Annotated in this window: 26 protein-coding genes and 1 pseudogene; 11 read left to right on the forward strand and 16 right to left on the reverse strand. The window is 40.6% G+C overall.

Going from position 1 to position 26,298, the window contains the following annotated elements; translation table 11 throughout:
- Positions 1-6: 6 nt before the first annotated feature.
- From MF4642_RS09275 to MF4642_RS09290, 4 genes are all read right to left on the reverse strand, one after another.
- Positions 7-327: a metalloregulator ArsR/SmtB family transcription factor gene (locus MF4642_RS09275; RefSeq protein ID WP_078426015.1), complete on the reverse strand. Its 321-nt coding sequence runs from the start codon at positions 325-327 to the stop codon at positions 7-9.
- 57 nt (positions 328-384) lie between these two features.
- A complete protein-coding gene (gene arsC, locus MF4642_RS09280) occupies positions 385-819 on the reverse strand; it encodes an arsenate reductase (glutaredoxin) (RefSeq protein WP_078426016.1) in 435 nt (144 codons plus the stop codon).
- Positions 820-1,304: 485 nt separating this feature from the next.
- Positions 1,305-3,023, reverse strand: coding sequence for a GMC oxidoreductase (locus MF4642_RS09285; RefSeq protein ID WP_078426017.1), 1,719 nt, complete (start codon positions 3,021-3,023; stop codon positions 1,305-1,307).
- 114 nt (positions 3,024-3,137) lie between these two features.
- Positions 3,138-4,583, reverse strand: coding sequence for a coniferyl aldehyde dehydrogenase (locus tag MF4642_RS09290; protein ID WP_078426018.1), 1,446 nt, complete (start codon positions 4,581-4,583; stop codon positions 3,138-3,140).
- A gap of 153 nt (positions 4,584-4,736) precedes the next feature.
- Here MF4642_RS09290 and MF4642_RS09295 point away from each other — a divergent pair, with 153 nt between their 5' ends.
- Positions 4,737-5,756, forward strand: coding sequence for an AraC family transcriptional regulator (locus MF4642_RS09295; RefSeq protein ID WP_078426019.1), 1,020 nt, complete (start codon positions 4,737-4,739; stop codon positions 5,754-5,756).
- Positions 5,757-5,857: 101 nt separating this feature from the next.
- Here MF4642_RS09295 and MF4642_RS17175 read toward each other — a convergent pair whose 3' ends face one another.
- Both MF4642_RS17175 and MF4642_RS17180 read right to left on the reverse strand, forming a co-directional pair.
- Positions 5,858-6,166, reverse strand: coding sequence for a hypothetical protein (locus MF4642_RS17175; RefSeq protein ID WP_227518533.1), 309 nt, complete (start codon positions 6,164-6,166; stop codon positions 5,858-5,860).
- 12 nt (positions 6,167-6,178) lie between these two features.
- Entirely contained in the window at positions 6,179-6,682 is a 504-nt protein-coding gene (locus MF4642_RS17180; protein ID WP_227518534.1) for a hypothetical protein, read from the reverse strand.
- A 706-nt stretch (positions 6,683-7,388) separates the two neighbouring features.
- On the opposite strand from MF4642_RS17180, the gene MF4642_RS09305 reads away from it, so the two are divergent.
- Both MF4642_RS09305 and MF4642_RS09310 read left to right on the forward strand, forming a co-directional pair.
- Positions 7,389-8,669, forward strand: a complete 1,281-nt coding sequence (locus MF4642_RS09305) for an OmpP1/FadL family transporter (protein WP_078426020.1) — start codon at positions 7,389-7,391, stop codon at positions 8,667-8,669.
- A gap of 330 nt (positions 8,670-8,999) precedes the next feature.
- Positions 9,000-10,226, forward strand: coding sequence for an OmpP1/FadL family transporter (locus tag MF4642_RS09310; protein WP_078426021.1), 1,227 nt, complete (start codon positions 9,000-9,002; stop codon positions 10,224-10,226).
- A gap of 81 nt (positions 10,227-10,307) precedes the next feature.
- Here MF4642_RS09310 and thrH read toward each other — a convergent pair whose 3' ends face one another.
- On the reverse strand, positions 10,308-10,925 hold the full coding sequence (thrH, locus tag MF4642_RS09315) for a bifunctional phosphoserine phosphatase/homoserine phosphotransferase ThrH (RefSeq protein WP_078426022.1): 618 nt from the start codon (positions 10,923-10,925) through the stop codon (positions 10,308-10,310).
- Between the two features lie 202 nt (positions 10,926-11,127).
- Between thrH and MF4642_RS09320 the strand changes: the two genes are divergently transcribed.
- Both MF4642_RS09320 and MF4642_RS09325 read left to right on the forward strand, forming a co-directional pair.
- The gene (locus MF4642_RS09320; RefSeq protein ID WP_078426023.1) at positions 11,128-11,862 is read left to right on the forward strand and encodes a phosphoadenylyl-sulfate reductase; all 735 of its coding nucleotides are present in this window, start codon (positions 11,128-11,130) and stop codon (positions 11,860-11,862) included.
- Between the two features lie 162 nt (positions 11,863-12,024).
- Complete coding sequence (locus MF4642_RS09325; RefSeq protein WP_078426024.1) at positions 12,025-13,404, forward strand: WS/DGAT/MGAT family O-acyltransferase; 1,380 nt, start codon at positions 12,025-12,027, stop codon at positions 13,402-13,404.
- Between the two features lie 66 nt (positions 13,405-13,470).
- Here the strand turns inward: MF4642_RS09325 and MF4642_RS16980 are convergent, their stop codons facing one another.
- From MF4642_RS16980 to MF4642_RS09350, 6 genes are all read right to left on the reverse strand, one after another.
- Positions 13,471-13,644: a PA1571 family protein gene (locus MF4642_RS16980; RefSeq protein WP_162841312.1), complete on the reverse strand. Its 174-nt coding sequence runs from the start codon at positions 13,642-13,644 to the stop codon at positions 13,471-13,473.
- 131 nt (positions 13,645-13,775) lie between these two features.
- On the reverse strand, positions 13,776-15,230 hold the full coding sequence (rng, locus tag MF4642_RS09330; RefSeq protein WP_004981336.1) for a ribonuclease G: 1,455 nt from the start codon (positions 15,228-15,230) through the stop codon (positions 13,776-13,778).
- Positions 15,231-15,268: 38 nt separating this feature from the next.
- Complete coding sequence (locus MF4642_RS09335) at positions 15,269-15,835, reverse strand: Maf family nucleotide pyrophosphatase (RefSeq protein ID WP_078426025.1); 567 nt, start codon at positions 15,833-15,835, stop codon at positions 15,269-15,271.
- The gene (mreD, locus tag MF4642_RS09340; RefSeq protein ID WP_078426026.1) at positions 15,823-16,314 is read right to left on the reverse strand and encodes a rod shape-determining protein MreD; all 492 of its coding nucleotides are present in this window, start codon (positions 16,312-16,314) and stop codon (positions 15,823-15,825) included. Before mreD ends, MF4642_RS09335 begins: the two co-directional genes overlap by 13 nt.
- Positions 16,301-17,158: a rod shape-determining protein MreC gene (gene mreC / locus MF4642_RS09345; protein WP_004694667.1), complete on the reverse strand. Its 858-nt coding sequence runs from the start codon at positions 17,156-17,158 to the stop codon at positions 16,301-16,303. The genes mreD and mreC overlap by 14 nt, the downstream gene beginning before the upstream one ends.
- 15 nt (positions 17,159-17,173) lie before the next feature.
- On the reverse strand, positions 17,174-18,220 hold the full coding sequence (locus MF4642_RS09350; RefSeq protein WP_004694670.1) for a rod shape-determining protein: 1,047 nt from the start codon (positions 18,218-18,220) through the stop codon (positions 17,174-17,176).
- A 133-nt stretch (positions 18,221-18,353) separates the two neighbouring features.
- Between MF4642_RS09350 and gatC the strand changes: the two genes are divergently transcribed.
- The 3 genes from gatC to gatB are packed head-to-tail and all read left to right on the forward strand — an operon-like array spanning position 18,354 to position 21,675.
- Positions 18,354-18,668, forward strand: coding sequence for an Asp-tRNA(Asn)/Glu-tRNA(Gln) amidotransferase subunit GatC (gatC, locus tag MF4642_RS09355; RefSeq protein WP_062034404.1), 315 nt, complete (start codon positions 18,354-18,356; stop codon positions 18,666-18,668).
- A gap of 53 nt (positions 18,669-18,721) precedes the next feature.
- The gene (gene gatA, locus MF4642_RS09360) at positions 18,722-20,200 is read left to right on the forward strand and encodes an Asp-tRNA(Asn)/Glu-tRNA(Gln) amidotransferase subunit GatA (protein ID WP_078426027.1); all 1,479 of its coding nucleotides are present in this window, start codon (positions 18,722-18,724) and stop codon (positions 20,198-20,200) included.
- Positions 20,200-21,675: an Asp-tRNA(Asn)/Glu-tRNA(Gln) amidotransferase subunit GatB gene (gatB, locus tag MF4642_RS09365; RefSeq protein ID WP_078426028.1), complete on the forward strand. Its 1,476-nt coding sequence runs from the start codon at positions 20,200-20,202 to the stop codon at positions 21,673-21,675. Before gatA ends, gatB begins: the two co-directional genes overlap by 1 nt.
- A gap of 45 nt (positions 21,676-21,720) precedes the next feature.
- Here the strand turns inward: gatB and MF4642_RS09370 are convergent, their stop codons facing one another.
- Complete coding sequence (locus tag MF4642_RS09370; protein ID WP_078426029.1) at positions 21,721-23,022, reverse strand: hypothetical protein; 1,302 nt, start codon at positions 23,020-23,022, stop codon at positions 21,721-21,723.
- A 317-nt stretch (positions 23,023-23,339) separates the two neighbouring features.
- Here MF4642_RS09370 and MF4642_RS09375 point away from each other — a divergent pair, with 317 nt between their 5' ends.
- Positions 23,340-23,597 (forward strand): hypothetical protein, encoded by a 258-nt coding sequence (locus tag MF4642_RS09375; RefSeq protein ID WP_078426030.1) that lies wholly within the window; start codon positions 23,340-23,342, stop codon positions 23,595-23,597.
- A 224-nt stretch (positions 23,598-23,821) separates the two neighbouring features.
- Positions 23,822-24,400 carry a DJ-1/PfpI family protein gene (locus tag MF4642_RS09380; RefSeq protein WP_078426031.1) on the forward strand — a complete coding sequence of 193 codons (579 nt, stop codon included), beginning with the start codon at positions 23,822-23,824 and terminating at the stop codon, positions 24,398-24,400.
- Positions 24,401-24,572: 172 nt separating this feature from the next.
- Here MF4642_RS09380 and MF4642_RS09385 read toward each other — a convergent pair.
- Positions 24,573-24,812 (reverse strand): annotated as a pseudogene (locus tag MF4642_RS09385) (hypothetical protein); the annotation flags it as partial.
- 170 nt (positions 24,813-24,982) lie between these two features.
- Between MF4642_RS09385 and MF4642_RS09390 the strand changes: the two are divergent.
- Positions 24,983-25,561, forward strand: coding sequence for a DJ-1/PfpI family protein (locus MF4642_RS09390; protein ID WP_078389848.1), 579 nt, complete (start codon positions 24,983-24,985; stop codon positions 25,559-25,561).
- 172 nt (positions 25,562-25,733) lie between these two features.
- Here MF4642_RS09390 and MF4642_RS09395 read toward each other — a convergent pair whose 3' ends face one another.
- Positions 25,734-26,252: a hypothetical protein gene (locus tag MF4642_RS09395; protein WP_078426049.1), complete on the reverse strand. Its 519-nt coding sequence runs from the start codon at positions 26,250-26,252 to the stop codon at positions 25,734-25,736.
- Positions 26,253-26,298: the final 46 nt, after the last annotated feature.

A 26,298-nucleotide genomic window follows, 5' to 3' on the forward strand; every position in this document is an offset into this window, starting at 1 on the left:
ATTTTACTACTCGCAATAACTATTGATTTGCTGAAAGGATGGTGCAACTTTTGGCTGTATATCGGTATTGTTAAGGGTGTTAAGTACGTCTACGCACCAAGTGGGTAAATTGGGATTGAGACTGTAATAAACCCATTGCCCTTGACGTCGATCTTGTAAAAGACCTGAAGAGCGCAGTAAAGCTAAGTGCCGCGAAATCTTAGGTTGGCTAAGTTGTAATTTTTCAGTCAAATCACAGACACACTGCTCATGATTAACCACAACCAACATCACAATGTTGAATCGCGTTTGATCCGCTAAACATTTAAAAAAATTGATTTGATCCATACTTTCACTCACTCATACTTCTGGATATAACAATACTCACAGATACCCAGTACATATTTATTTTAATCGCTGCCCATTTGCATCCAACACTTGTTCACCGTCTTCTTTACTAAAAGCACCCTTTTGTGGGAGTGGCAGAATTTCTAAAACCAATTCTGACGGACGACTTAAACGAGTTCCTAATTCAGTGACTACGAATGGACGGTTAATCAAAATTGGATGCTGCAGCATAAAATCTAAAAGCTGTTCATCCGTCCAGTCCTCACGGCCCAACTCGAGATCACGATAAGGATCAACATTCTTACGAATCGCTTCTCTCACCGTTAAACCTGCATCCGCGATCATTTGAATTAGTTCATTTTTAGATGGAGGTGTTACAAGGTACTCAATCACTTCAGGTTCAATATTGGCATTACGAATTAATGCCAATGTATTACGTGATGTACCACATTCAGGGTTATGATAAATCTTAACTTTTGGAGTAGCAGTCATTTGCTCAAACTCAATCGAATCTTTGAATATACTTATATACGAATAAACATATATATGCAATTCCATATTTAAAGAACGAAAAATGATCTTTTTTGAATATATAGTGATCGAATGAGCATGTTAAAATTAGATAAAATCCAAGATTTAGAGGTCAAACTATGGAAACAGTCATGATTACTTTGATCTTAGTTATTATTTTGATTTTACTAGTCATATTTTATAACAAGAAAAAATAAACTATGGCTTTTGGGTTTACGAATAGACTCAGTAATGCCCGCCAATTACTCATTGATCGGTAAAAAAGGTAAGACAGCTTTTGCTCTCTTCTTAGCTTAGGAATTTCTGAATTATAGCCCATCAAATCAGCAACGCCCTCTAACACTGTCATACAGCGTTAGAGGGATAATGATCTCAAGATTGTATTGCTTCGGATGTCAAATTTGCCGTATTAGGCACCATCACCAGCCCAAACCATATCCACTTTTTTAAGCATTACTTAATGCACTGGCTAAATCACCAGTACCCTTCAAGTCAGACACCTGTCCGTCCAAAGGCTGACTAAATTCGATACGCTGAATCTTTGCTGCCCGCTCTGCGGAGAACACTGGGATTTGACTCATCGCAAATTCAGACAGTGCGGTAATGGTCAGTGAGGGATTCACACCTAAATTTCCAGGTACAATCGAACCATCTAATACGCGTAAATTTTGATAACCAAAGACTTGACCGGTGAAGTCCACCACACCATTGTTACGGTCATTACCCATCGCAACGCCACTCATAATATGTGCTGTCGTTGGCGTTCCCAGTAGAATTTCAGTAAGTGCAGAACCCGGTTCTCCACCCAACTTTTGTGCAATCATTTTAGTGGCTTCTTCAGCCGCAGGGAATGAAACGGTGAGTGGCGTGTCCCCTTCTTTTTGCACGGCAGTGATACTATTCTGGAACAGTCGATACCACTTTCTACGCCATTCAAAATGAATGAACGCTTCAGATTTCTGCATCACCAATAAAATGATCGAATCTTTAGCTTTACCCTTATAGCGTAGTACTTTAAAGGTTTTTAAGGGATGCAACAGTGTATTGAACACAAACTTCATAAAGCGCATAAAGCCCTGACCAGTCACCATCGGCACATATGGAATATAAATCCATGAAGCATCTGCACCTTCAGGAAAACGCGTGACCTCAATATTGGTATCTGCATCGACCGAAATAAAAGAGCTGATTGCCACCCCATCATCCAGTTTTTTCCCTGTGTTGTTCACTGTGGTCAGGGTTTCCGAATTCGTCCGAACTTCCTGTCCCAGCAATGAAGAAATATTGGGTAAAGTCTTATACTGATCCCGCATTTTTAACAACATCGGTACAGTACCCATCACCCCTGCAGATAACACCACCCCACGACTGCGCAAACTATACTGACGAACATTCTTGCCTAAAGTTTCTTTGATGATGATTTCATAGCCTTCACCACCATCCTCACTCAAGGGTATAATTTTGATGACTTCAGAGCTTGGACGAATTTCAACGCCATTACGCTCAGCAAAATACAGGTAATTTTTCATGAGGGTGTTTTTGGCATTATTACGACAGCCCAACATACAACTGCCACAATAAATACATGAGTTACGATCTGGCCCTTCTCCATTGAAATACGGGTCTTTCGCTAATTGACCTTCCTGACCAGCTGCTTGCGAAAAGAATACCCCTGTGTTGACCGTTTTAAAAGAGTCTGCATATCCAATTTCACTCGCAACTTCTTTTAACGTGTCATCTGCAATATTGGTATAAGTATTATTCGCTGTACCCAACATACGTTGAGCGAGACCATAAAACGGCTTTAAGGTTTCTTTCCAGTCTTTACGAATCTTGGTCCACGCCTCAGACTCAAAAACAGCATCAGGTGGAATTAAGTGTACATTGGCATAAATTTGTGACCCCCCACCAACGCCTACCCCATGCAAAATGGTGGTTTTACTAGTGAAAGTAAATTGCATCGTACCTCTGAATCCCAGTTCAGGCCGCCACAAATAGTTTTTGGTGTCTAAATTTGTAGTTGGAAAATCCTTGTCTTCACGGCGTAAGCCTTTCTCCAAAATCAGGACTTTATAGCCTTTTTCACTGAGGCGTAAAGCACTGACCGATCCACCAAAGCCTGAGCCAATCACGATTTGATCAAAATCAAAATCTTTATTATTCATCCTATTAACTCCTTTAATAGTTTTATTTTTCTGTTTTTAAATACACCAACCCCTTCACTTCAAAATATCCATCTTGAAGTGAAAAGTGATGTTGAGGTTTTAAAATTTAAGCGCTTATGACTTCATGCGAATCAATAAATTCAACAGCCAATTAGCAAATTTCCCATACGGTGGCGCGAGAAACTTCAAACTTGAAAAACCCGCCTGATAAAACACAGGGCGCATTTTAGAAAAAGTCAAAAAGCCTTCATAACCATGATAGTGCCCCATGCCACTGGGGCCGACCCCACCAAAGGGTAAGTCATGCTGCCCAACATGAAATAAGGCATCATTGACCGAAACCCCGCCCGACATAACTCGGCTGATATAAAATTCGACTAAGCTTTTATTATTGCTAAATGGATAAAAGGCCAATGGACGATCACGCTGCACAATATAGTCAACCACATCTTCAGGCTTTTGGTAGGTTTTGACCATCAAGATCGGGCCAAAGGTTTCACGCGTATCAATTTCCATCTCATCATTACTGTTCAACACCAAAGTCAGTGGAAATTTTCGTGTCGCAGCATCAGGCTCTTGCTGATTTAAATTAATCAAACTGGCCCCTTTAGCTTCTGCGTCTGCCAAGCTATGCACTAAGCGCTGAAATGCACGCTCATCAATCACAGAAGTATAATCTTTGCTATGAATATCAGGCACATGTTCCTGAACCCACGCTGCCGCGGCTTGAATAAATGCTTGTAACTTCGACTCATGCACAAATAAATAATCGACATTGGTACAAATTTGTCCCGCATTAAACTGTTTCACAAACATAATGCGTTCTACAGCTTTCTCAATCGGGTATTCAGGGTCAATCACTGCAGGAGATTTACCACCCAGCTCCAAAGTCACTGGCGTCAAGTTCTGTGCTGCAGCAGCCATGACTTTACGCCCTGTCGCGCCAGAGCCAGTAAACATCAAGTGATCAAACGGTAGTTTTGAAAACGCGATGCCCACTTCACCAGTCTCATCGAAAATCTGTAATTTTTCCGCTTTGAAGTATTTTGGACTTAACTCCATCAGCAATTCAGCCAAATGTCTTGAATTTTCAGACATTTTAACCATAGCGGTATTTCCCGCAGCAAACACGGCTGACAACTGTGAAAACATCAAATTGATGGGGAAATTCCACGGCACAATAATTCCAATCACGCCCAGCGGCTGCGGAATCACACGGTTTTTTGCACCAAAATACAGGCTATGATCGACATGTCGTTTTTGTACTTTGGTCCATTGCTTCAAATGTTTGATGCTACCGTTAATGTCATCCGTGACAGTAATAATTTCTGCCAATAAGGTTTCATGACGTGAACGATTGCCATAATCACGATTCAGGGCGTCAATAATTGCTTCACGGTGATCGTTAATCAGTGCTTTTAAATTCAGTAAATGTTGCTTGCGCTGTACAATCGTTTCAATGCCTTGGTCATGAAAGCTTTTGCGCTGTAATTGAAAACAATCGTGTAATGTCTGTTCTATCACTGTTTGCTCGATATGAGACTGAACCGTAAGTTGCATATGCTTTTCCTTTCACGGTTAAAAATGGTGATTCAATACTTATTTTCTATGTTGGTTGAGACAATCTCTTATCCTACTTTAACAAATGACTTGAATTATGCTTGACTTTTTAGGACACTAAATTGATCTTTTAGGACAACATGGAATGTTGTAATGGGAAGTTATATTCGTACAGCCAGCCTCGGCGGTTTTGAAGACTTAGTCCGTAGTTATGGCATAAACCCTATAGAAATCTTGAAAGAGATCGGGATTTTACCTGCTTTACTCCGTGATCCAGATTCATTTATTCATTATGATCATTATTTAAATTTATTGGAAAAAGCGGCCTTAGCTTGTCAGGATGATTGCTTCGGTTTAAAACTCGGTGCACTCCAAAATATTAGCACAATCGGTTTAATTGGCGTCTATATGTCCCGACAAACGACCATACTTGAAGCCTTAAGCGTGGCGCAAAAATATGTCTATTTACATGCTGAAGGCATTGTCTTCCACGTCTCGCAACATAATGCTCTACTCTGTAAGCTGAACTTTGTGCGTTTAAGTGAATACAACACCGATGTACCACAAAAATCACAACTGGCCATTTGCCTTGTCGCGAATATTTTAAAAGATTTGATTGGCCCACAGTGGCATGCAGAAAAAATTTGCTTCAAGCAAAAAGCACCACAAAAAGGTGCCCAAACTTTCCAAGCTCATTTTTCATGTCAGGTAGAGTTTGAAACCGATGAAGATGCACTTTATTTTCCTGCAAGCTTTTTAAGCTATAAACCCTATAATTTTAATGAAGATGCCATCAATCAACTGATCGTACAGCAGCTTGAAACACAAAGCAGCACCAAAACTGAAGACAATACCGCACTGATAGAGAGTTCAGTCCGCATGCTGATGGCGACAGGAGACTGTAGCATTGAAAATATCGCGCTATGTATGGGCATGCATCCGAAAAAGCTTCAGCGCGCTTTAAAAATGCAAGGAACAACCTATCGAGATATACTCGAAAATGTCCGAAAAAAAGAAGCGCTTCGTATGCTTGATGCAGGCAATGTGAATTTGACGGATATAGCGCTACAGTTGGGCTATGCAGAGTTATCTATTTTTAGTCGCAACTTTAAAAGTTGGTTTGGTGTTCCCCCAACCGAATTAAAAGACAAAAGTCGAAGCCATATTGTCTGACTTCTGGTTTTGTGACCTTGTTAAATAAAAAGTACCCAACGGATTCAAGCATATAGTTTAAATCCGTTGAATGTCGCTCTAATCAATACAGACTCAATTGATTATTTCGAGAAAACAAAGGATGCAACCAAACGCGCCCCCCAACCTTTCGGGCTGCCGTCAGTATCATCAACCCAATATCGAGCACCACCACCCACACTAATCGCCTGACCATTTAGGCGAATCACTTTGGTCACAGTCAAGTTGACAGGAACTGTGGCTTCTTCTGCATTCCAGTCATATGTCGTTTCAGTATTCAATGCCACCGTCGTACTATTTGGATAAGTGTAACTAATAAAAGGTTGCACAAAGGTACTACTGATCGCCTCAACATCATCTTCATGCTCTACTTCCCAAATATGGTTTGCCAATGCCCCAAATGTCTAACCGTGACTTTGCTTCAAAACGACAAAAGTTGGGCCAGCACCGTATTGATCTGCACCCAAGGCTTTTTCAGAAGCAGTTGGAAATAGAAAGGCAGGACCTACACCCCATGTAACCCCACTGTCCGATGTTTTTGAGGGAGAAAAGAATAAGCTTTGTACAATATCACCCACGCCCCAATCATCATCACGCCCCCCTTCATTATAAAATTGATAATTTACGGGTAATACAGTACGAGAGATCAAATTCCAATTTTCATTTAATTCAATCGGGATAACAGGCTGAATATTGAGTTGATAACGTTCTATATTTTCAGCCGCACCAATGTTTTCATCATAATTTAACTGAAATGGCACACTAACCAAGTTCGCGACAGGATTTGATAACTGTTGGGCCAAATCTGCACCATCGTCGGCATAAGCCTGAGAAGCTCCTAATCCTCCCAAAATGCTAAGAAGAAGTAAGCCTTTTATTGCTCTAGGATTGAAAGAAAAATTATTCATGTACTTATCGCATCCTTCTAATCATTTATGGTTCACAGTAGAGCGATAGCGAACTAAAACTCTAACTTTTTTAATAAATTATGCTTTTAACGGTATAAAAAACTACAGCTTAATTTAAGCCAAGATTAAGTGCTGATTACACCGCTTAATGACCACCTATCTTCATTCATCTATATTTAAAACTAAAGATTTTTGTTCTTAACATTTGATTCAAATCTATATGTTTTTTATAACACAACGCAATATAACCGCAACAATTATCACTTCGGCTGCGGATGATATTAATCATGTAAAAAACAATACTTGATCTTCTAAAAAAGAATAATCGACAAATGATCTACAAAATATGGTTTTGTATTATAAAACAGCAAAGAAAAACAGTGATAAACATCACAAAAAGGATTTATTTCCACACTTAATTGAGTAATTTTTAACCAAAAAATAAATTTTATATTTCAAATTATATATTTATATTTTTCATTAACTTAAGTTATAAAAACGTGTTTTTTTAGTATAAAAACTCTATTATGATTACTTTTTGAACTGATTAGTTATATCTAGAGCATTTACTCTTATTTTAATTGTGCTATTTTTGTGACACGGAGTAACAAATGATTTCGGTTAACCGACTTCTCCAAAAGCCAAAAAACATAAACACAAAATGAGCAACAAACATTTGCATTTGCACCTCAAGGAAAGACGTAGAATGAAATTAAAGACATTAACGACAGCGATGATTTTAGCAACTGTACCAATGACTGGGGCATTTGCCGCTGCTCTAGATCGTTCAGGCCAGTCAATCTCTGCATTCTTACAGCCTGGTAACTACTTTGAAGCAGGTATTTCTATATTAGATCCAAACGTTTCTGGTAAAGTACGTAATGGATATTCACCAAACGCAGCACCACCAAGTGCGATTGGTTTACAAAATACAAATCTTGGTGATATGGGCGATGATTATTACTTTCCAAGCGCAGCATTAAAACTTCAACTGACTGACAATTTTTCTTTTGGTCTACTGTACGATCAACCTTTTGGTGCTGATGCTACATATTCTCTCTCTGATACAGTTTCAGCTGCAGCTGGCGGTGTAGGTTTATTTCATAATGGCACTGAGACAACGGAAGTTGAAGTAAAATCCCAAAGTATTTCAATGATATTTGGTTATCAACCAACTGAAAATTTTAATTTTTATGCTGGTCCTGTTTATCAAACAATTGAAGGTGATGTTCAACTTCGTGGTTTAGCATATGGTGGAAATAGCAACTTTGGTGGATATAATGCCAGTATTAAAGAAACTGGCGATGTTGGCTGGTTAGCTGGTGCTGCATATCAAATTCCAGAAATTGCACTAAAAGCATCCGTTACCTACCGTTCTGAAATTGATCATAAAACTACCGTTAATGAGAGTTCTATTGCAGGACTTGGTCAAAATGTCGGTACTGTTATTAATATGAATAATGGCTTAGGCCAAACAGAAATCACCACGCCTCAATCTGTTAACCTTGATTTCCAAACAGGTATTATGGCAAATACTGTCGCATTTGCGAATGTGCGCTGGGTAAATTGGAAAGATTTCTCAATCCGTCCTTATGCGTTCGGAGTGGCTTCAGAGGTTGCTGGACCATCTGTTGGCAAACCAAATGGCTTTGATCTAGTTGCTTATACTGATGACCAATGGTCAGCAAACATCGGTGTAGGTCGTAAATTAAATGATCAATGGGCAGGTAACGTTTCTGTAGGTTGGGATTCTGGTGCTGGTAACCCAGTGACAACTCTTGGTCCAACAGAAGGTTACTGGAATCTTGGTTTAGGTGCTCAGTTTAGCCCAACCCCACAAACCTTCATTGCTGGCGGCGTGAAATACTTCTGGTTAGGTGATGCTAAAGCCCAAACTGGCGCTCAGTTTGATACAGCAGGTTATGTAGCAGAATTCAAAGATAACCATGCAATCGCATACGGTCTAAAAATGGGCTACAAGTTCTAATTATTGATATTGAAAAAACCATCTGTAAAGATGGTTTTTTCATTTTTTAAAATGGAATCTTTTGTTATTGCTATACAATTGTGATTCATTTGACTAACAAAACAACACTTAAACTTTTCTAATAATCTTTTTCCACCTTCTATCTACTCATAAAATAAATCCTTATAAATCATAAAATTAATATTTTTTTTTAGTGTTTTTACTCTATACAAGTACATTTTTTAACTTTTCAGTTCATTTTACAGCCGTAGTTGAGCATTTACTCTTTTTGTATTTATGTTACTTTCCGTGCCAATCACTTACATAAAGCTACAACAAGGAATGTTCCCTATGAAGCTTACAGCTCTTCGCTCAGCTATTTTGCTCAGCTTAATTCCAACAACTTCAGTATTTGCTGCAGGTCTTGATCGCTCAGGCCAATCTATTGCTGCGTTTCTTCAACCCGGCAATTATTTTGAAGCGGGTATTTCAATCCTTGACCCTGAAGTAAAAGGAAAAGATACAAGTGGCAACCAAACGGGTGACATGGCAAGTGACTACTACTTCCCTCACGCTGCTCTAAAAATTCAAGCAACGGATCATTTCTCTGTTGGTCTTATTTACGATCAACCTTTCGGTGCGGACGCAGAATACTCGGGTAATAGCACTTTTGTAGAAAACCGCCCAGTTCCATTCCAAGGTGGGACATCTGTTACTGTTGATACTCAAAACTTGAATTTACTTTTTGGATATCAACCGAACGAAAACTGGAATCTTTATGCAGGTGCGGTATACCAAACTGTAGATGGTACAGTTTTACTTCGCGGTACAACTTATAGTGTATTCAATGGTTACGACTTTAGAACTGGCGAAGATGAATCTGTAGGTTGGTTAGCAGGTGTTGCATATCAAATTCCAGAAATCGCCCTTAAGGCATCGGTAACTTATCGCTCTGAAATTGATCATAAAATGACTGCTGATGAAAACTTCGGTGCTGCTGGTTTTATCACAGGCCCTGCTAGTGCCCTCAATCCAATTATGACAGCTTTAAATGCCTCTTCAGGTGAAACTAAGTTAACTACACCACAATCTGTCAATGTTGATTTTCAGACGGGAATTATGGCCAATACCGTTGCTTTCGCAAATGTACGCTGGGTCGATTGGTCAAACTTTAAAGTTCAACCATATAACTTTGCTAAGCTTTCACAAATTTTAGGTCAATCAGGTCTTGTAGCGGACAAACCGAATGGCTTTAACCTGATTGACTATAAAGAAGATCAAATCTCCGCAACTGTTGGTGTAGGCCGCAAATTTAACGAACGTTGGGGCGGCAATGTATCAGTAGGTTGGGATTCTGGTGCAGGTAACCCAGTGACAACACTTGGCCCAACAGAAGGTTTTTGGAGTGTGGGTACAGGTGTTCGTTTTTCGCCAGCAGAAAACTACTTTATTGGCGCTGGCGTGAAGTACTTCTGGTTAGGCGATGCTGATGCTGTAACAGGTGCTCATTCAAATGCCGGAAAATTCACCAACAATGATGCGATCGCTTATGGGTTAAATATCGGTTATAAATTCTAAACCGTAGCATCATATCCAATAAAAAAGGCGTATCTATTTAGATGCGCCTTTTTTGTTTTGGTGGATATTGGTTATTTATCCTTAAGCAGGAATATCACGAACTGAAGCATTACGAATTGCCTCTTTTAAAGCTTCATAACCATGAATTGCAGGGAATTGTGGGAATTCTTTAATCACATTTTCTGGTGCATCAAATAAAAAGCCTTTATCTGCTTCACCTAACATAGTGGTGTCATTATAAGAATCACCTGCGGCGATCACACGATAATTTAGCCCATGCAATCCTTTAACTGCTTCACGTTTTTGGTCAGGTTGGCGCAGCTTATACGCTGTAATCATACCCTTTTCATCAGTTTCTAACTTATGGCAAAAAATCGTTGGCCAGCCCAGTTGTTTCATTAAAGGATGCGCAAACTCATAGAAAGTATCTGATAAAATAATCAGTTGAAAGTGTGTACGTAACCATTCAACAAATTCTTTTGCACCTGGAAATGGTCCCATTTCAGCAATCACTTCTTGAATATCATTTAAGCCTAAACCATGTTCTTTTAATATATTCAAACGCTGTGTCATGAGCACATCATAATCAGGAATATCACGTGTGGTTGCTTCAAGCGCTTTAATGCCTGTTTTTTTAGCAAAGTTAATCCAAATCTCTGGAACTAACACCCCTTCTAGATCAAGGCAAACAACTTCCATGAATACTCCCTTTTATTTACGTGGAAAAATTTTGAACTATCATAGCTTAATATTTGTCTAATGCATTGCTGTTTTTTAAATCTATTTTTTTCATAAGCATTTATTTTTTAGTGATAAGTGGTTTATTTCAACTCTATTAAAATACGCAGCAAATAACGTAATATAGGTCTTGTTAGATTCCAAGCCTATTGCCAGGATACTCATGACAACCATTCCAACTATTGATCTTGTTGATGCTCTCGCAGCTGAATATGCCGATAAATCTCCAAGTGAAATTTTAGCACTTGCACTAAATCAAACTGGCGAAATTGCCATCTCGTTTTCAGGTGCAGAAGATGTCGTACTTATTGATATGGCTGCTAACTTAGGTAAACCTTTTCGTGTCTTTAGCTTAGACACAGGACGTTTACATGCAGAAACCTATCAATTTATCGAAACTGTGCGTAAACACTACAACATTAATATCGAAATTTGCTTCCCTGAAGCAAATGCCGTTCAACAATTGGTCAATGAAAAAGGTTTATTCAGCTTTTATCAAGATGATCATAAAGAGTGTTGTGGTATCCGTAAAGTTCAGCCTTTACGTAAAAAATTAGCCACTTTAGATGGTTGGATTACGGGTCAACGTAAAGACCAAAGCCCAGGCACACGAACTGAGATTCCAGTTGTTCAAGCAGATGCAGGCTTTTCAGGCGAAGGCAAACAATTGATTAAATACAATCCTCTTGCCAACTGGTCCAGTGCCGATGTGTGGAGCTACATTCGCATGATGGAAGTGCCTTATAATCCATTGCATGAGCGCGGTTTTATTTCTATTGGCTGTGAACCATGTACGCGTCCAGTGTTACCAAACCAACATGAACGTGAAGGACGTTGGTGGTGGGAGGAAGCGACACACAAAGAATGTGGCCTACATGCAGGTAATTTGAAAAAGTAAAGATCAAAACCACTGCAAAGCAGTGGTTTTTTCGCAACCAATGGATACACACAAAGCGCTCCCATTGTTAAAAAAAATCGATATACTAGCTTTAAGTTCTATAATTCTAACAAGATTGCTCATATAGGAGCGGTCAGATATTGCAGTGAGGCAATCCAGACTATGCGTCCATTACATCCGATTGACTTTATTTTTTTATCACTTGAAAAACGCCAGCAACCCATGCATGTCGGTGGATTATTCTTATTCCAAATCCCGGAAAATGCACCTGCCAGCTTCATTCAAAATTTAGTTGCAGATATTCGTAACTCCAAATCTATTCCTATTCCTCCATTTAACAACAAACTCAACGGCTTATTTTGGGATGAAGATGAAGAGTTTGATCTTGATCACCATTTTCGTCATATCGCACTCCCACAACCGGGGCGTATTCTTGAACTGCTCACCTATATTTCACAAGAACACAGTAGTTTAATTGACCGTGCTAAACCGTTATGGACCTGTCATATTATTGAAGGGATTGAAGGGAATCGTTTTGCGATGTACTTCAAAATTCACCATGCGATGGTGGATGGTATTGCGGGTATGCGTTTGGTGGAAAAATCATTATCACAAAATCCAAACGCAAAGAGTATTGTGCCACCTTGGTGTGTTGAAGGCCCTCGTGCGAAGCGTTTAAAAGAACCGAATGTTAGCCGCTTTAAGAAAATAATGAATGGCGTAATGGGCCAGCTTGGGTCAACACCACGTGTCATGTATGAATTGTCACAAACCGTCATGAAAGATATGGGACGTAATCCTGATTATGTTTCAAGCTTCCAAGCACCCAGCTCTATTCTGAACCAGCGGGTTAGCTCCTCCCGCCGTTTTGCAGCACAGTCTTTTGAGTTTGACCGTTTACGTCATATTTCTAAAAGTTTGGGTGTCACGATTAATGACATCGTACTGGCGATTTGTTCAGGTGCCTTGCGTGAATATTTATTGTCCCAAGACGCACTTCCTAAAAAGCCTTTAATTGCCATGGTACCTGCCTCTGTTCGCGATGATGATTCGTCTATGTCGAATCGTATCACCATGATTCTGGCAAATTTAGGCACGCATAAAGAAGATCCACTAGAGCGCCTCGCAATTGTTCGTCGTAGTGTGCAAAATGCCAAAGAAAAGTTCAAACGCATGAACTCAAACCAAATTTTGAACTATAGTGCGTTTGTTTATAGTGCTGCTGGTCTCAATATTGCCTCAGGCTTACTGCCTAAGCGCCAAGCGTTTAATCTGGTAATTTCGAATGTTCCTGGCCCACGTGAACCATTGTATTGGAACGGGGCACGACTCGATGCGCTATACCCTGCCTCAATCATTTTAGATGGTCAGGCACTCAACATCACCATGACCAGTTATTTAGATAAACTTGAAGTTGGTTTGACGGCTTGTCGAAATGCGCTGCCGAAGATGCAGAATCTACTCACACACTTAGAAGAAGAGATTCAACGCTTTGAAGCGATTGTGGGCGTCGAAGGCCCAAAGTTGCAAGCGGTCAGTTGATGCCGCAAAAAAACGAATCAGAAATACAAGAATAATCAATAAAACTAAGGGGCTTCGATAAGCCCCTTAGTTTTTAATGCTACGACATTGTTTTAATAATTGATGACACGCAGTACGAATCATAGCAGTTGTAATTTGTACTTCTTTACCCTGATCATCCACGATATACGCATTATGCGTTACTTTCGCATCTAATAAATGTTTCAAACTAGGTTGAATAATTGCTTCTCTAACACCCATATCACACCTCATTTGCTAAACCTATTTGGGAGAATAAGCTTTGGCTATTTCCGTGTTTCTAGTATTAAAAATCTAAGATCGAAAGTAAAATTTCAGTTGTAACAACTATTTAACTATATATTGTTACAATTTCAGCTCAGAATGATATCGTATTGCTCTTGCGTATATAAATTTTCCACCTGAAATTTAATCACACGACCAATGAAATGCTCTAAATCAGCGACTGCTGGGGCTTCTGCAGTTAACAAGCGGTCAATCACTGATGGATGCGCAACGACAGTAAAGCCAGTCTGAGATTGATACGCACGTGTATATCTCATGATTTCTCGAAAGATTTCGTAACATACAGACTCAGCTGTTTTCACATAACCCCGTCCCTGACAGGTCGGGCAAGATTCACATAATAAGTGCTCTAATGATTCACGCGTACGTTTACGTGTCATTTCGACTAAACCTAACTCAGAAACCTGTGTAATTTTGGTTTTTGCATGGTCCTGCTCAAGCATCCGTTCAAACTGAGTCATGACCTCAGTTCGATGCTCCTGCTCTTGCATGTCAATAAAGTCGATAATAATAATACCGCCTAAATTGCGTAGTCTCAGCTGACGCGCAATGACCTGTGTCGCTTCCATATTGGTTTTAAACACGGTGTCTTCTAAAGAGCGACCACCCACATATGAGCCTGTATTGACATCAATAGTCGTCATAGCTTCAGTCTGGTCAATCATCAAATAACCACCGGACTTCAACGCAACACGCGTCTGCAATGCTCTTTGAATGTCTTCTTCGACATTATACAAATCAAAAATTGGGCGCTCACCCGGATAATGAATGAGGCGTTCTTTAATATTCGGGACAAATTCTTCTACGAACTCTTGGAGCTTGCCATGAATTTCACGTGAGTCGACTGAAATTTTAGCGGTCTTTTCACTCGCAAGATCGCGAATAATACGCTGGGGTAAAGGCAGTTCTTCAAAAATTAATGATGGCACCGCTATACTGATTTGCTTGCGCTGAATAAATTCCCAAAGTTTTGCCAAATAAGCCATATCTTGTGCAATAGCAGCTTCCGCAATCCCATCAGCGGCGGTACGAACAATCACTGAACCCGGAAGTTTATGTTCCGCTTGAATACGCTCAATCATCGAACGTAAACGATCACGCTCAGCTTCAGATTCAATGCGTTGAGAAACACCCGTATGATTGCCATAAGGCATCATCACTAAATAGCGAGAAGGAATGGAAAGATCGGTTGAAAGCCGAGCTCCTTTGGTTCCCAGCATGTCTTTCATGACTTGAACAGTAAGAATTTGTCCCGGCTGTAAGAGCTCAAAAACATTCGGGGTGGGTTGATTGCGTGACCAAACCATATCATTAATATGTAAAAAAGCAGTTCGTGACAGTCCAATATCGACAAAAGCAGCCTGCATTCCTGGAAGAACGCGCACCACTTTACCTTTATAAATATTGCCTACTAAACCACGTTTCACCGTACGCTCAATAAATAATTCATTGACCGTGCCGTTTTCAATTAACGCGACGCGACATTCCATAGGCGTGACGTTAATTAATAACTCGTCAGACATAACAAACTCAAAACATTATAAAAAATCTTTTGAGACAGTTAATTTAGTGCCTTAACTGCCTGTAATAACTGTACCGTTTCATGCAACGGTAGCCCCACGACATTGCTATAGCTTCCCTCTATGCGTGGAATATAACGTGCTGCAATGCCTTGTATGGCGTAGGCTCCCGCCTTGCCAAGAGGTTCGGATGTGGCCCAATATGCTTCCATATCATTCGGGCTCAAATGCTGAAACTCGACTTCAGTACGAACTACTATACTTGAAATTTGCGTATTTGTACGAACACAAACCGCAGTATATACATCATGCTTGCGCCCAGAAATTTTTCCCCACATTTCAAATGCATGCTGCTTAGATTCAGGTTTGCCTAAAATCTCTTGATCGACTCCTAAACTGGTATCGGCAGCAATCACAATTGCATCAGGATATTGAAGCTGTACTGCCTCAGCTTTGGCACATGCCAGTCGTTCCACATAATAAGCTACCGACTCGCCTGCTTGTACAGATTCATCAATATCTGGACTATAGATATCAAATACTAGACCGAGCTGCTCAAGCAGCTCACGGCGACGGGGCGAACTGGACGCTAAAATTAAACGCGCCATTTCTTCAACATGAAATAGACCATCGGGAAAGTCAGCACACTACTCAACAGCGGTTGCCAATGACGTGCAAGGGAAAACTGTGCCCCAATCATAATTTGTGCGATCCACGTAATAAACAAATGCGCGACCACAGCCAAGGTGGCGATGACCCAAATATTGGCAAAGGTCATAATCCGACGTTCACGCGTTAAAAAACGGGACACAAAAGTAATCAGAACAAAACTGAGCGCGTTTAAACCCAAAGGTGCATCAAGCAATAAATCGGTGAAAATCCCGACTGCAAAGGCAAACCAAATCCCGCTCCATGTCGGCTGGCACAGCACCCAAAACAGCATCACCATCATCATAAACAATGGACGCCAGCCAGAGAGCGCATAAGACAAAGGATAAACCATCAACACTGAAGCAATGATCACTGAAAAAATGATCGGAAATAAGGGATCACGCTGTTTGGCAGCACGAAGTTTAGCGATCGGCATGCGGTTGCTCCATCGCTAAAGAATCGGAAAATAACACAACGACATGATGCCCACCCGCTAACTGCGCAGCAGGAACAACATCAATTTGAGCAAACTCGCCTGAATTATGACGACTGATTTTTGAAATGGTGCCCACCAGATAACCTGCTGGAAAATGCTCACCTAAACCAGAGCTATACACTTTTTCACCCACTTTGATTTCGGCACTGGTCGGCACGTATTCCATTTTCAAATGACCCAAATCTCCAGTCCCTGAAACAATGGCACGCATTCCAGATCGCTCTAAGCGAACCGAAAGAGAATGTTCTTTATCTGAAAGCAACATGACGCGACTACTATGCGGATAGACATTGATAATCTGTCCCATAATCCCTTTGTCATCGAGCACGGTTTGCCCGACCTTTAACTGACTGTTGGCACCACGGTTTACCACAATAATATGACGTAGTGGATCGGCATCTGTCCCAATGACTTCTGCAATCTCCATACGACCATCGATGATCAACGGGGTATCTAACAGACCGCGTAAACGTGTATTTTCCGCAGATAATTCAGATAATTTTTGTAAACGCACCTGCGCCTGCAATAACTCGGCTTGCATCGCGGTATTTTCACGGCGCAATTGAGCTTCAGACTTGGTTTGTTGATTCAGCCACTCTCGCGATAACACGGGATAACTTGCTACGGCATAAATTGGATTATAAGCGGCATACAAGACATCTCTTGCAGGTTGAATCACATGTGGCATGCGCCAGTTAAAAAACAGCACGACCAAACATGTGATCACTGCAATGATAAATGAGCGAAAAGATGGCGGTTGTCTGGAAAACAGATTTGTTTGCACCCGCCGATTCCTTTATTAGCCTACAAATAACATGTCGTGATTTGGATTATCGAAGAATTCTAAAACTTTACCACCACCACGAGTGACGCACGTTAGAGGATCTTCTGCAACCACCACAGGTAAGCCTGTTTCTTGTGCAAGAAGTTTATCGAGGTTACGGAGTAATGCACCACCACCTGTCAACACTATACCGCGCTCAGCGATGTCTGAAGACAGCTCAGGAGGCGTTTGCTCAAGTGCAGATTTCACAGCTGAAACAATACTTTGTAATGGATCAGAAATCGCTTGCGTAATTTCGTCCGAAGTCACAGTGATCGCACGTGGCACACCTTCAGCAAGGTTACGGCCGCGAACTTCAATTTCAAGTGCTTTGGCATCAGCTTCTGGTAAAGCCATACCCACTTCTTTCTTGATAATTTCAGCGGTAGTTTCACCAATCACGCAACCATGTGCTTTACGTACGTAGTTAATGATTTGTTCATCAAATACATCACCACCAATACGTAGTGAGTCAGCATAGACACAACCTTGAAGCGAAATGATCGCAATTTCAGTTGTACCACCACCAACATCGACCACCATTGAACCGCATGCTTGTTCAACTGGCATACCTGCACCAATTGCAGCAGCCATTGGTTCTTCAATCAAACGAACATCACGCGCGCCTGCATTAAATACAGCTTCACGAATCGCACGACGCTCAACCAAAGTTGATTTGCAAGGCACACACACCACAACACGAGGTGCAGGTGGGAACAGACGTTTTTCATGTACTTTACCAATAAATTGGTTCAGCATAGTTTCGGTCACTTCAAAATCGGCAATCACACCATCCTTCATTGGACGAATGGCAGAGATATTTGCAGGTGTACGGCCCAGCATTTGCTTTGCATCAAGACCTACCGCGGCAACGATTTTTTGTGAACCACTGTGACGAATTGCCACAACTGTCGGTTCATTTAATATAATGCCTCGTCCTGGTGCATAAATAAGTGTATTTGCTGTACCTAAATCAATGGCTAGATCGGGCGAAAACAAGCCAATTAGTCTTTTTAGAATCACGGAGACGTTCTCGATTAAACTTTATGTGGACGCAAGGTGGCAACTTTAACTAAATGTGATGATTTGAACAAGTCAATCGCTTATTATAACGCACGATATTTTGAAATTTTTTAATACTGACTCAGGTGATGTTATGTCTACATCGGATGCACAGCATTCTGCAGATTTAAATGCACAAACAGTTTCAGCAATCGCCAATCTTGCTCGATTGTCGCTAGATGATACGCAATCTGCTGAATATGCTCAAAGTCTAAATAAAATTTTAGGCATGATGGAAACCTTAAAAGGCATCGACACCAATGGTGTTGAACCGCTTAAAAGCCCATTTGATCACCCACAACCCTTACGTGAAGATGTGGTTTCAGAAACCAATCATCGTGATGAATATCAAGCCATTGCACCGCAAGTGCAAGACGGTTTGTACCTTGTTCCTCGCGTGATTGAATAATTTCTATTCAGTTAAACCATTATTTTGTAAAAATTAACGTAAAGACATTTCTCATGACAGATTTACATCGCTTATCGATTCGTGAACTCTCTGAGGGTTTAGCTGGGGCTAAATTTTCATCTCGCGAACTGACTGAACATTATTTAAAGCGCATTGCAAAACTGGATACACAAGTTAAATCTTATGTAACCGTGACAGCAGAACAAGCGCTTGCACAAGCCGGTGCTGCCGATGCCGCAATTAAAGCAGGCACAGCAACTGCACTGACAGGTGTGCCAATTGCACACAAAGACATTTTTTGTACCCAAGGCATTAAAACCACTGCGGGCTCAAAAATGTTGGATAACTTTATCTCTCCTTACGACGCCACCGTCGTAGCGAAAGGTAAAGCTGCGGGCCTTGTCACTTTAGGTAAAGTGAACATGGACGAATTCGCCATGGGTTCAACAAGTGAAAACTCATTCTACGGCGCGACTGCGAACCCGTGGAACTTAAGTCATGTGCCGGGTGGTTCATCTGGTGGCTCTGCAGCGGCTGTAGCGGCTGATCTTGCTCCATTTGCAACAGGTACAGATACAGGCGGTTCGATTCGCCAACCTGCATCGTTCTGTGGCTTAACGGGTCTTAAGCCAACTTATGGCCGTGTCTCGCGCTTCGGTATGATTGCGTATGCATCATCGCTGGATCAAGGCGGGCCAATGGCACGTTCGGCTGAAGACTGTGCCTACCTCATGAATGTGATGGCAGGCCATGACGCAAAAGACTCAACATCCGTTGAAAAAGACGTTGATGACTATGTGGCGAACCTAAACGGCACATCTGTTAAAGGTCTACGTATTGGTATTCCAAAGCAATACTTCAATGTCGCTGGTTTAGACGCAGATGTGAAAGCACGTGTTGAAGAATCATTGAAAAAATTGGAAGAGATGGGTGCGACCTTGGTTGAGATTGACCTCAACATGACTGAAGCTTATGTTCCAACCTATTACTTGATTGCGCCTGCTGAAGCGTCATCAAACTTGTCTCGTTACGATGGCGTACGTTATGGCTACCGTGCTGAGAACCCAGTTGACCTGATGGACTTATACAAACGTTCACGTTCTGAAGGTTTTGGTGCAGAAGTGCAACGTCGTATCTTGATTGGTACGTATGCGTTGTCTGCGGGTTACTACGACGCTTACTATGTCAAAGCACAAAAAGTCCGTCGTCTGATTCAACAAGACTTCTTAAAAGCATTTGAATCCGTTGATGTGATTGCTGCACCTGCTGCACCAACCACGGCTTATAAAATTGGCGCGAACTTGTCTCCAGTTGAAATGTACTTGGGCGACATTTACACCATCGCGGTCAACCTTGCGGGACTTCCTGCGATTAATGCACCTGTTGGTTTTGACAAAGACAACTTACCTGTGGGCTTACAGCTGATTGGTAACTATTGGTCAGAATCTCAACTGTTGTCTGTGGTACATCAGTACCAACAAGCGACGGATTGGCATACGAAACGTGCGGCAATTGCTGAGGAGAATGCATAATGACTAAAAATGCTGCTAAACCAAAATCATTATTGATTGAAGGTTGGGAAGTCGTGATCGGGATTGAGATTCACACTCAGCTTGCGACCCAATCTAAAATCTTCTCAGGTTCTTCGACTGAATTTGGTCAAGACCCAAACACACAAGCCAGCCTCGTTGACTTGGCCATGCCGGGTGTACTGCCTGTATTAAACAAAGAAGTGGTGGATTTAGCCATTCGCTTTGGTTTGGGTATTGATGCTTATATTGACCAAGCATCTGTGTTTGCACGTAAAAACTACTTCTACCCTGACTCTCCGAAAGGCTACCAAATTAGCCAGATGGACAACCCGATTGTGGGCTTGGGTCATATCGACATTCAACTTGAAGATGGTACGGTAAAGCGCATTGGCGTAACGCGTGCCCACCTTGAGGAAGATGCAGGTAAATCCATCCATGACCAGTTTGAAGGTATGTCAGGCATCGACTTAAACCGTGCAGGTACACCTTTACTTGAAATCGTGTCTGAACCCGATATGCGTTCGGTTGAAGAAGCTGTGGCTTATATCAAGTCGATTCACACTTTAGTGCGTTGGTTGGGTATTTCTGACGGTAACATGGCAGAAGGTTCATTCCGTGCTGACTGTAACGTGTCGTTACGTCGTCCGGGTCAACCGTTCGGTACACGTTGCGAGTTGAAAAACCTCAACTCATTCCGTTTCATTGAACAAGCGATCAATGTTGAAATTGAACGCCAAATGGAAATTTTGGAATGGGATGGCACGATTGACCAAGAAACGCGTCTATTCGATCCTGTGAAGATGGAAACACGTTCAATGCGTTCGAAAGAAGAAGCGAACGACTATCGCTACTTCCCAGACCCTGACTTGTTGCCTGTGATTATTTCAGACGCGCAAATTGAAACAGCTCGTGCTGCATTGCCTGAGCTTCCTGCGGCACGTCGTGAGCGTTTCGTAGCGGACTTTGGTGTTACTGAGTACGATGCACATGTGTTGACACTGACCCGTGAAATGTCAGACTTTTATGAAGTAGTTGTGGCTGCTGCTGGTGGCGCGGCTCAAGGTAAAGTGTCTGCAAACTGGGTGATGGGCGAATTCTCTGGTGCTTTAAACAAAGCGGGCTTAGAACTCGCAGACTCCCCTGTTTCGGCTGAAAAACTGGGTGGCATGGTTGCGCGTATTGTAGATAACACCATTAGCGGCAAGATTGCCAAGCAAGTATTCGGCTTTATGTGGGATGAAGGCAAAACTGCGGACGAAATTATTGCGGAAAAAGGCTTGAAGCAGGAAACTGATACAGGTGCGATTGAAGCGATTATTAAAGACGTGCTTGCTGCTAACGAGAAGATGGTTGAAGAGTTTAAATCTGGTAAAGAGAAAGCCTTTAACGGTCTTGTTGGTCAAGTGATGAAAGCGTCTAAGGGTAAAGCTAACCCTGCTCAAGTGAATGAATTGATGAAGAAATTGATTGGTTAATCTGATCAGTTTTGAAAAAGAAAACCCGCGAAAGCGGGTTTTTTATTAATCGGTTAAAGATGAAATCAGTGATTCATTCCCATCTATAAAACCATCTAAACCTGTAAAATCGTATGTTGGATCATTTTCTAATATTTTTTCAATAATTAATTTATGATCTCTTTTTGCACGACTTCTATCATAACATTGTGAATTTTGATTAATCTTACTAGCTAAATTTTTTAATTGTTGAAAACTAAAGTTTTGAAAATAAGGACGTATTAACTTATCAAATCTGTCATTAGCTGAATCAAATGATCTTGCAAAAGAGTATCCTTCAATACAGTAGTCATAGAATTTATCTTTACAACTATACTCCTCAGCTTCATCTTCTATAATATTAAAGTTTGATAATGAATAATTATTTGAGTTTCTAATTAAAAAATCAATATAATCAATAATACGCTTAAACTTAATTAACTGAAACTTACTATCACTTGCCTCAATAATTGTAGTTACAGTTTGAATAGAGTTTTCACTAAAATATTCAAAACACCATCTATTGTTCAATAAGAAATAAAGTAGATTTTCTTTTAAATTATCTTCTAACTGAATATCAGAAATAAAATCTTTTTCTTTATTTAAAAACTCTATAAAAATCTGCTCTTTTCTATTAATGATACTATTTAAAATATCCAAATTAATATCTTTATTGAGTATTGTTTCTGGATTATTAACTCTAAAAAGAAACTTCCATAATGTCTTTAAGAACTTGAGCAATACTGCATTAGGCATTTTTGAAAGGAATTTATGAGAAAAATAACGATCTCTTTGATCATAACCAACTAAAGTATCTCTAATAGTATTCAAATCTTTAAGCATAACATCAATAATTTTAGAGGAAAATAAAGCTTCTTTAGTTAGTACACTTTCTAGAGCATTTCTTATCAAGCTGTACACTGTCTCTTTTGTAGGAGAGTGCAATAAGTCTGTTGATGTAATTACTGGGTGAGCTGATACATGTCTCATTTTCTGTAAATGCTCTAAATTAGCAACTTCAAAAGTTTCAAAAAAATTTATTTCTTTATAAAACTTATCAATAATCTCAGACTCCCATTTAGATGACTTAGGATCTTTAGTCTGCTCGGCTTGAATGTATTGAAGAATTTGTGCTGCTTTAGGATCACTATAAACACTATCTAACTCCTTCAATTTATGGACAAGATCTGTCACTACAACCGACCAAAGCATCACAGTAGCAGATCTATAATTCCCCATTGCATAAGAAGAGTAAACTTCTTTAAATAATTCTTTTGTATATGGATTTTTAATATTTTCAATGGACTCATCTATAGAAAAATAACTCATTTCTTCCCCCCCTAAATTTATATTGTAATCTAGCATAAAGAACTATTTGTTAAATAAGATGACCATTAAAAAAGTATCCTCGATTGCCAAACTTGAAGACTTAGGACGCATCCAACTTCCAAAGCCTTTCTTTATACGTGAATTCTGAATCCACCTAAATCCCCCTTTTTCAAAGGGGGACTTTGTCACGTAATCTATTATATACGCGTAATTCCCTCTCCTTTGGCAAAGGAGAGGGCTAGGGAGAGGATTTTTACTCTGCCCACCATCTATTATTTTAAAACATTAACCAATTTTAAAAATACCGAAGGACAAAAATGAAAACAGTCATCCTCACACTTTCTACCCTAGTCTTCCTCAGCACCACCACATTTGCTGAAACCAAACCCAATGTTCCAGCTAAAGAAGCCAGCCAAATCTTTAAAGCCGCTGGCTTTTCAAAAACAAAACATGGCTGGCCAGATATTGAAAATGGCGGCCCTGGATTTTGTTTTGCTGTTTACCGCTGGAATGGTCAAAAATATGATGTCAACCGTTATGAATATAACGGTAAAGCCTGCACATTAGACTATTAACACCTTAGCATAGTAAATTTCATATCCATGAATATATAAACTGACTGATTTATCATGCTTTTCTATACAGTTAAAGTGCCTCAATTACTTGGGGCTTTTTTATAAAAAATGAATTCAGTTATACGACTAAAGAGCAGTGAATGACTTAAAAATGACATCTGAACTGTGCTAATTTAGATCAAAATTGAACATAAATATGTACAAACAATAAAGAGGGTTTAAAGATGTCAAAACAAATTTTAATGCTCGTTGGTGACTATGCTGAAGACTATGAAACCATGGTGCCTTTTCAGTTTCTAACAGGTCTCGGTTATACCGTACACGCCGTCTGCCCCGATAAAAATGAAGGTGAAAGCATAGCCACAGCCATTCATGACTTTGAAGGCGAACAAACCTATAGTGAAAAACGTGGTCATAACTTTGCCATCAACTACAACTTTGAAGCGGTACACACTGCGGACTATGTCGGTTTAGTCATTCCCGGTGGTCGCGCGCCCGAATATTTACGCATGAATGAACGTATCCTTGAGATCGTACGTGAGTTTGATGCTGTGAAAAAACCAATTGCAGCGGTTTGTCATGGTGCACAAATTCTTGCGGCAGCCGATGTACTCGAAGGCCGTACTTGTTCAGCCTACCCTGCATGCGCAGCCGAGGTGAAACTAGCAGGTGGAACTTATGCGGACATTGAAGTGACGGAAGCTGTAACCGATGGGCACTTGATCACAGCGCCTGCTTGGCCTGCCCACCCTGCTTGGATGGCGCAGTTTATTCAAGCTTTAGGGGCGACTGTAACGATTTAATTGTGTTGTTCCTCAAATGAATCTTTTATGGCATGGTTTATCATCTTTTTAGATTCAAAAATAAAAAAGCTCCTTCGATTCAAGGAGCTTTTTTAATGACTTTTTTATAACATTAATGCTTTCGATTCAGTTTATAAATCTCTCTCACTATTCATAATCTTCAAAGACCGAACTACCTCGTCACACCCAACTTATTCCAAATCTCTGGGGTTAAAAAAGTCGTGACCAATTTATTCAAATCCACATAGCGCAGCACACCTTGCAACTGGCCCTTCACTTCAGGGTTCTTTAAAATTTCCTCACCCGTAATCTGTCCAAGTTCCTGAAAACTCTCGCCAACCGCTTGAATGCCATCTGCCTGAATCACGGCTTTGGTCTGTGCTGAATATTGCTCAACCAGAATTCGCTGTAACGCCTACACCACGTTTTATCTAGTAGCTACTTGCTTCCTGTATTCCATTTCAAACAAAAAACCTTTACGACTAAAGACAGCAAACCACCACTTAAAGATAACATCTGAACTGTGCTAATTTAGATCAAAAGTGAACACAAATATGCACAAACAATAAAGAGGGTTTAAAGATGTCAAAACAAATTTTAATGCTCGTTGGTGACTATGCCGAAGATTATGAAACCATGGTGCCTTTTCAGTTCTTAACGGGTCTCGGTTATACCGTACATGCGGTCTGTCCCGATAAAAATGAAGGTGAAAGCATCGCCACAGCTATTCATGACTTTGAAGGCGAGCAAACCTATAGTGAAAAACGAGGTCATAACTTTGCCATTAATTACAACTTTGAAGCCGTACACACTGCGGACTATGCAGGTTTAGTCATTCCCGGTGGTCGCGCGCCCGAATATTTACGCATGAATGAACGTATTCTTGAGATCGTGCGTGAGTTTGATGCTGCGAAAAAGCCAATTGCAGCAGTTTGTCATGGTGCTCAAATTCTTGCAGCAGCCGATGTACTAAAAGGCCGTACTTGTTCAGCTTACCCTGCGTGCGCAGCCGAGGTGAAACTAGCAGGCGGGACTTATGCGGACATTGAAGTGACAGAAGCTGTAACCGATGGGCACTTGATCACAGCGCCAGCTTGGCCTGCCCACCCTGCTTGGATGGCACAGTTTATTAAAGCTTTAGGGGCGACTGTAACGATTTAATTGTGTTGTTCCTCAAATGAATCTTTTATGAGATGGCCTATCAGCCTTTAGATTCAAAAATAAAAAAGCTCCTTCGATTCAAGGAGCTTTTTTAATGGCTTTTTTTATAACATTAATGCTTTCGATTCAGTTTATAAATCGCTCTCACTATTCATAATTTTCAAAGGCCGAACTACCTCGTTACACCCAACTTATTCCAAATCTCTGGGGTTAAAAAAGTCGTGAACAATTTATTCAAATCCACATAACGCAGTACGCCTTGCAACTGCCCTTTCACTTCAGGGTTCTTTAAAATTTCTTCACCCGTAATCTGTCCAAGTTCCTGAAAACTATCTCCAACCGCTTGTATACCTTCAGCTTGAATCACTGCTTTAGTCTGAGCTGAACATTGCTCTACCAAAATACGTTGTAAAACCTGTGCGAGGTTTTTATCTAGCTGTGTACGCTGTGCATCAGTGACATTGCTATACACCTTTAGATCTGGATGCGCAGCCAATGCCGCAAACGTCCACTGCAACACGGTAGTTTTATCTGTTGCTGTCGTTGACTTCACCAAACAATTACTCAGTTGGTCGACTGTGGTACTGGCCGTTGCAACTTGGACTGAACCACACAATGCTACTGCCAAAAAAGCATGACGAAAAATAACAGAAGACCGACCACGTAAAACGCTTAAAATAGGCTGTGACATAAACTCAACTCCAATCAACAATTGCATTCTTTGTATCATAAAGCCC

Source organism: Acinetobacter sp. MF4642 (assembly GCF_002018925.1).
In the GTDB taxonomy this organism is placed as follows: Bacteria; Pseudomonadota; Gammaproteobacteria; order Pseudomonadales; family Moraxellaceae; genus Acinetobacter; species Acinetobacter johnsonii.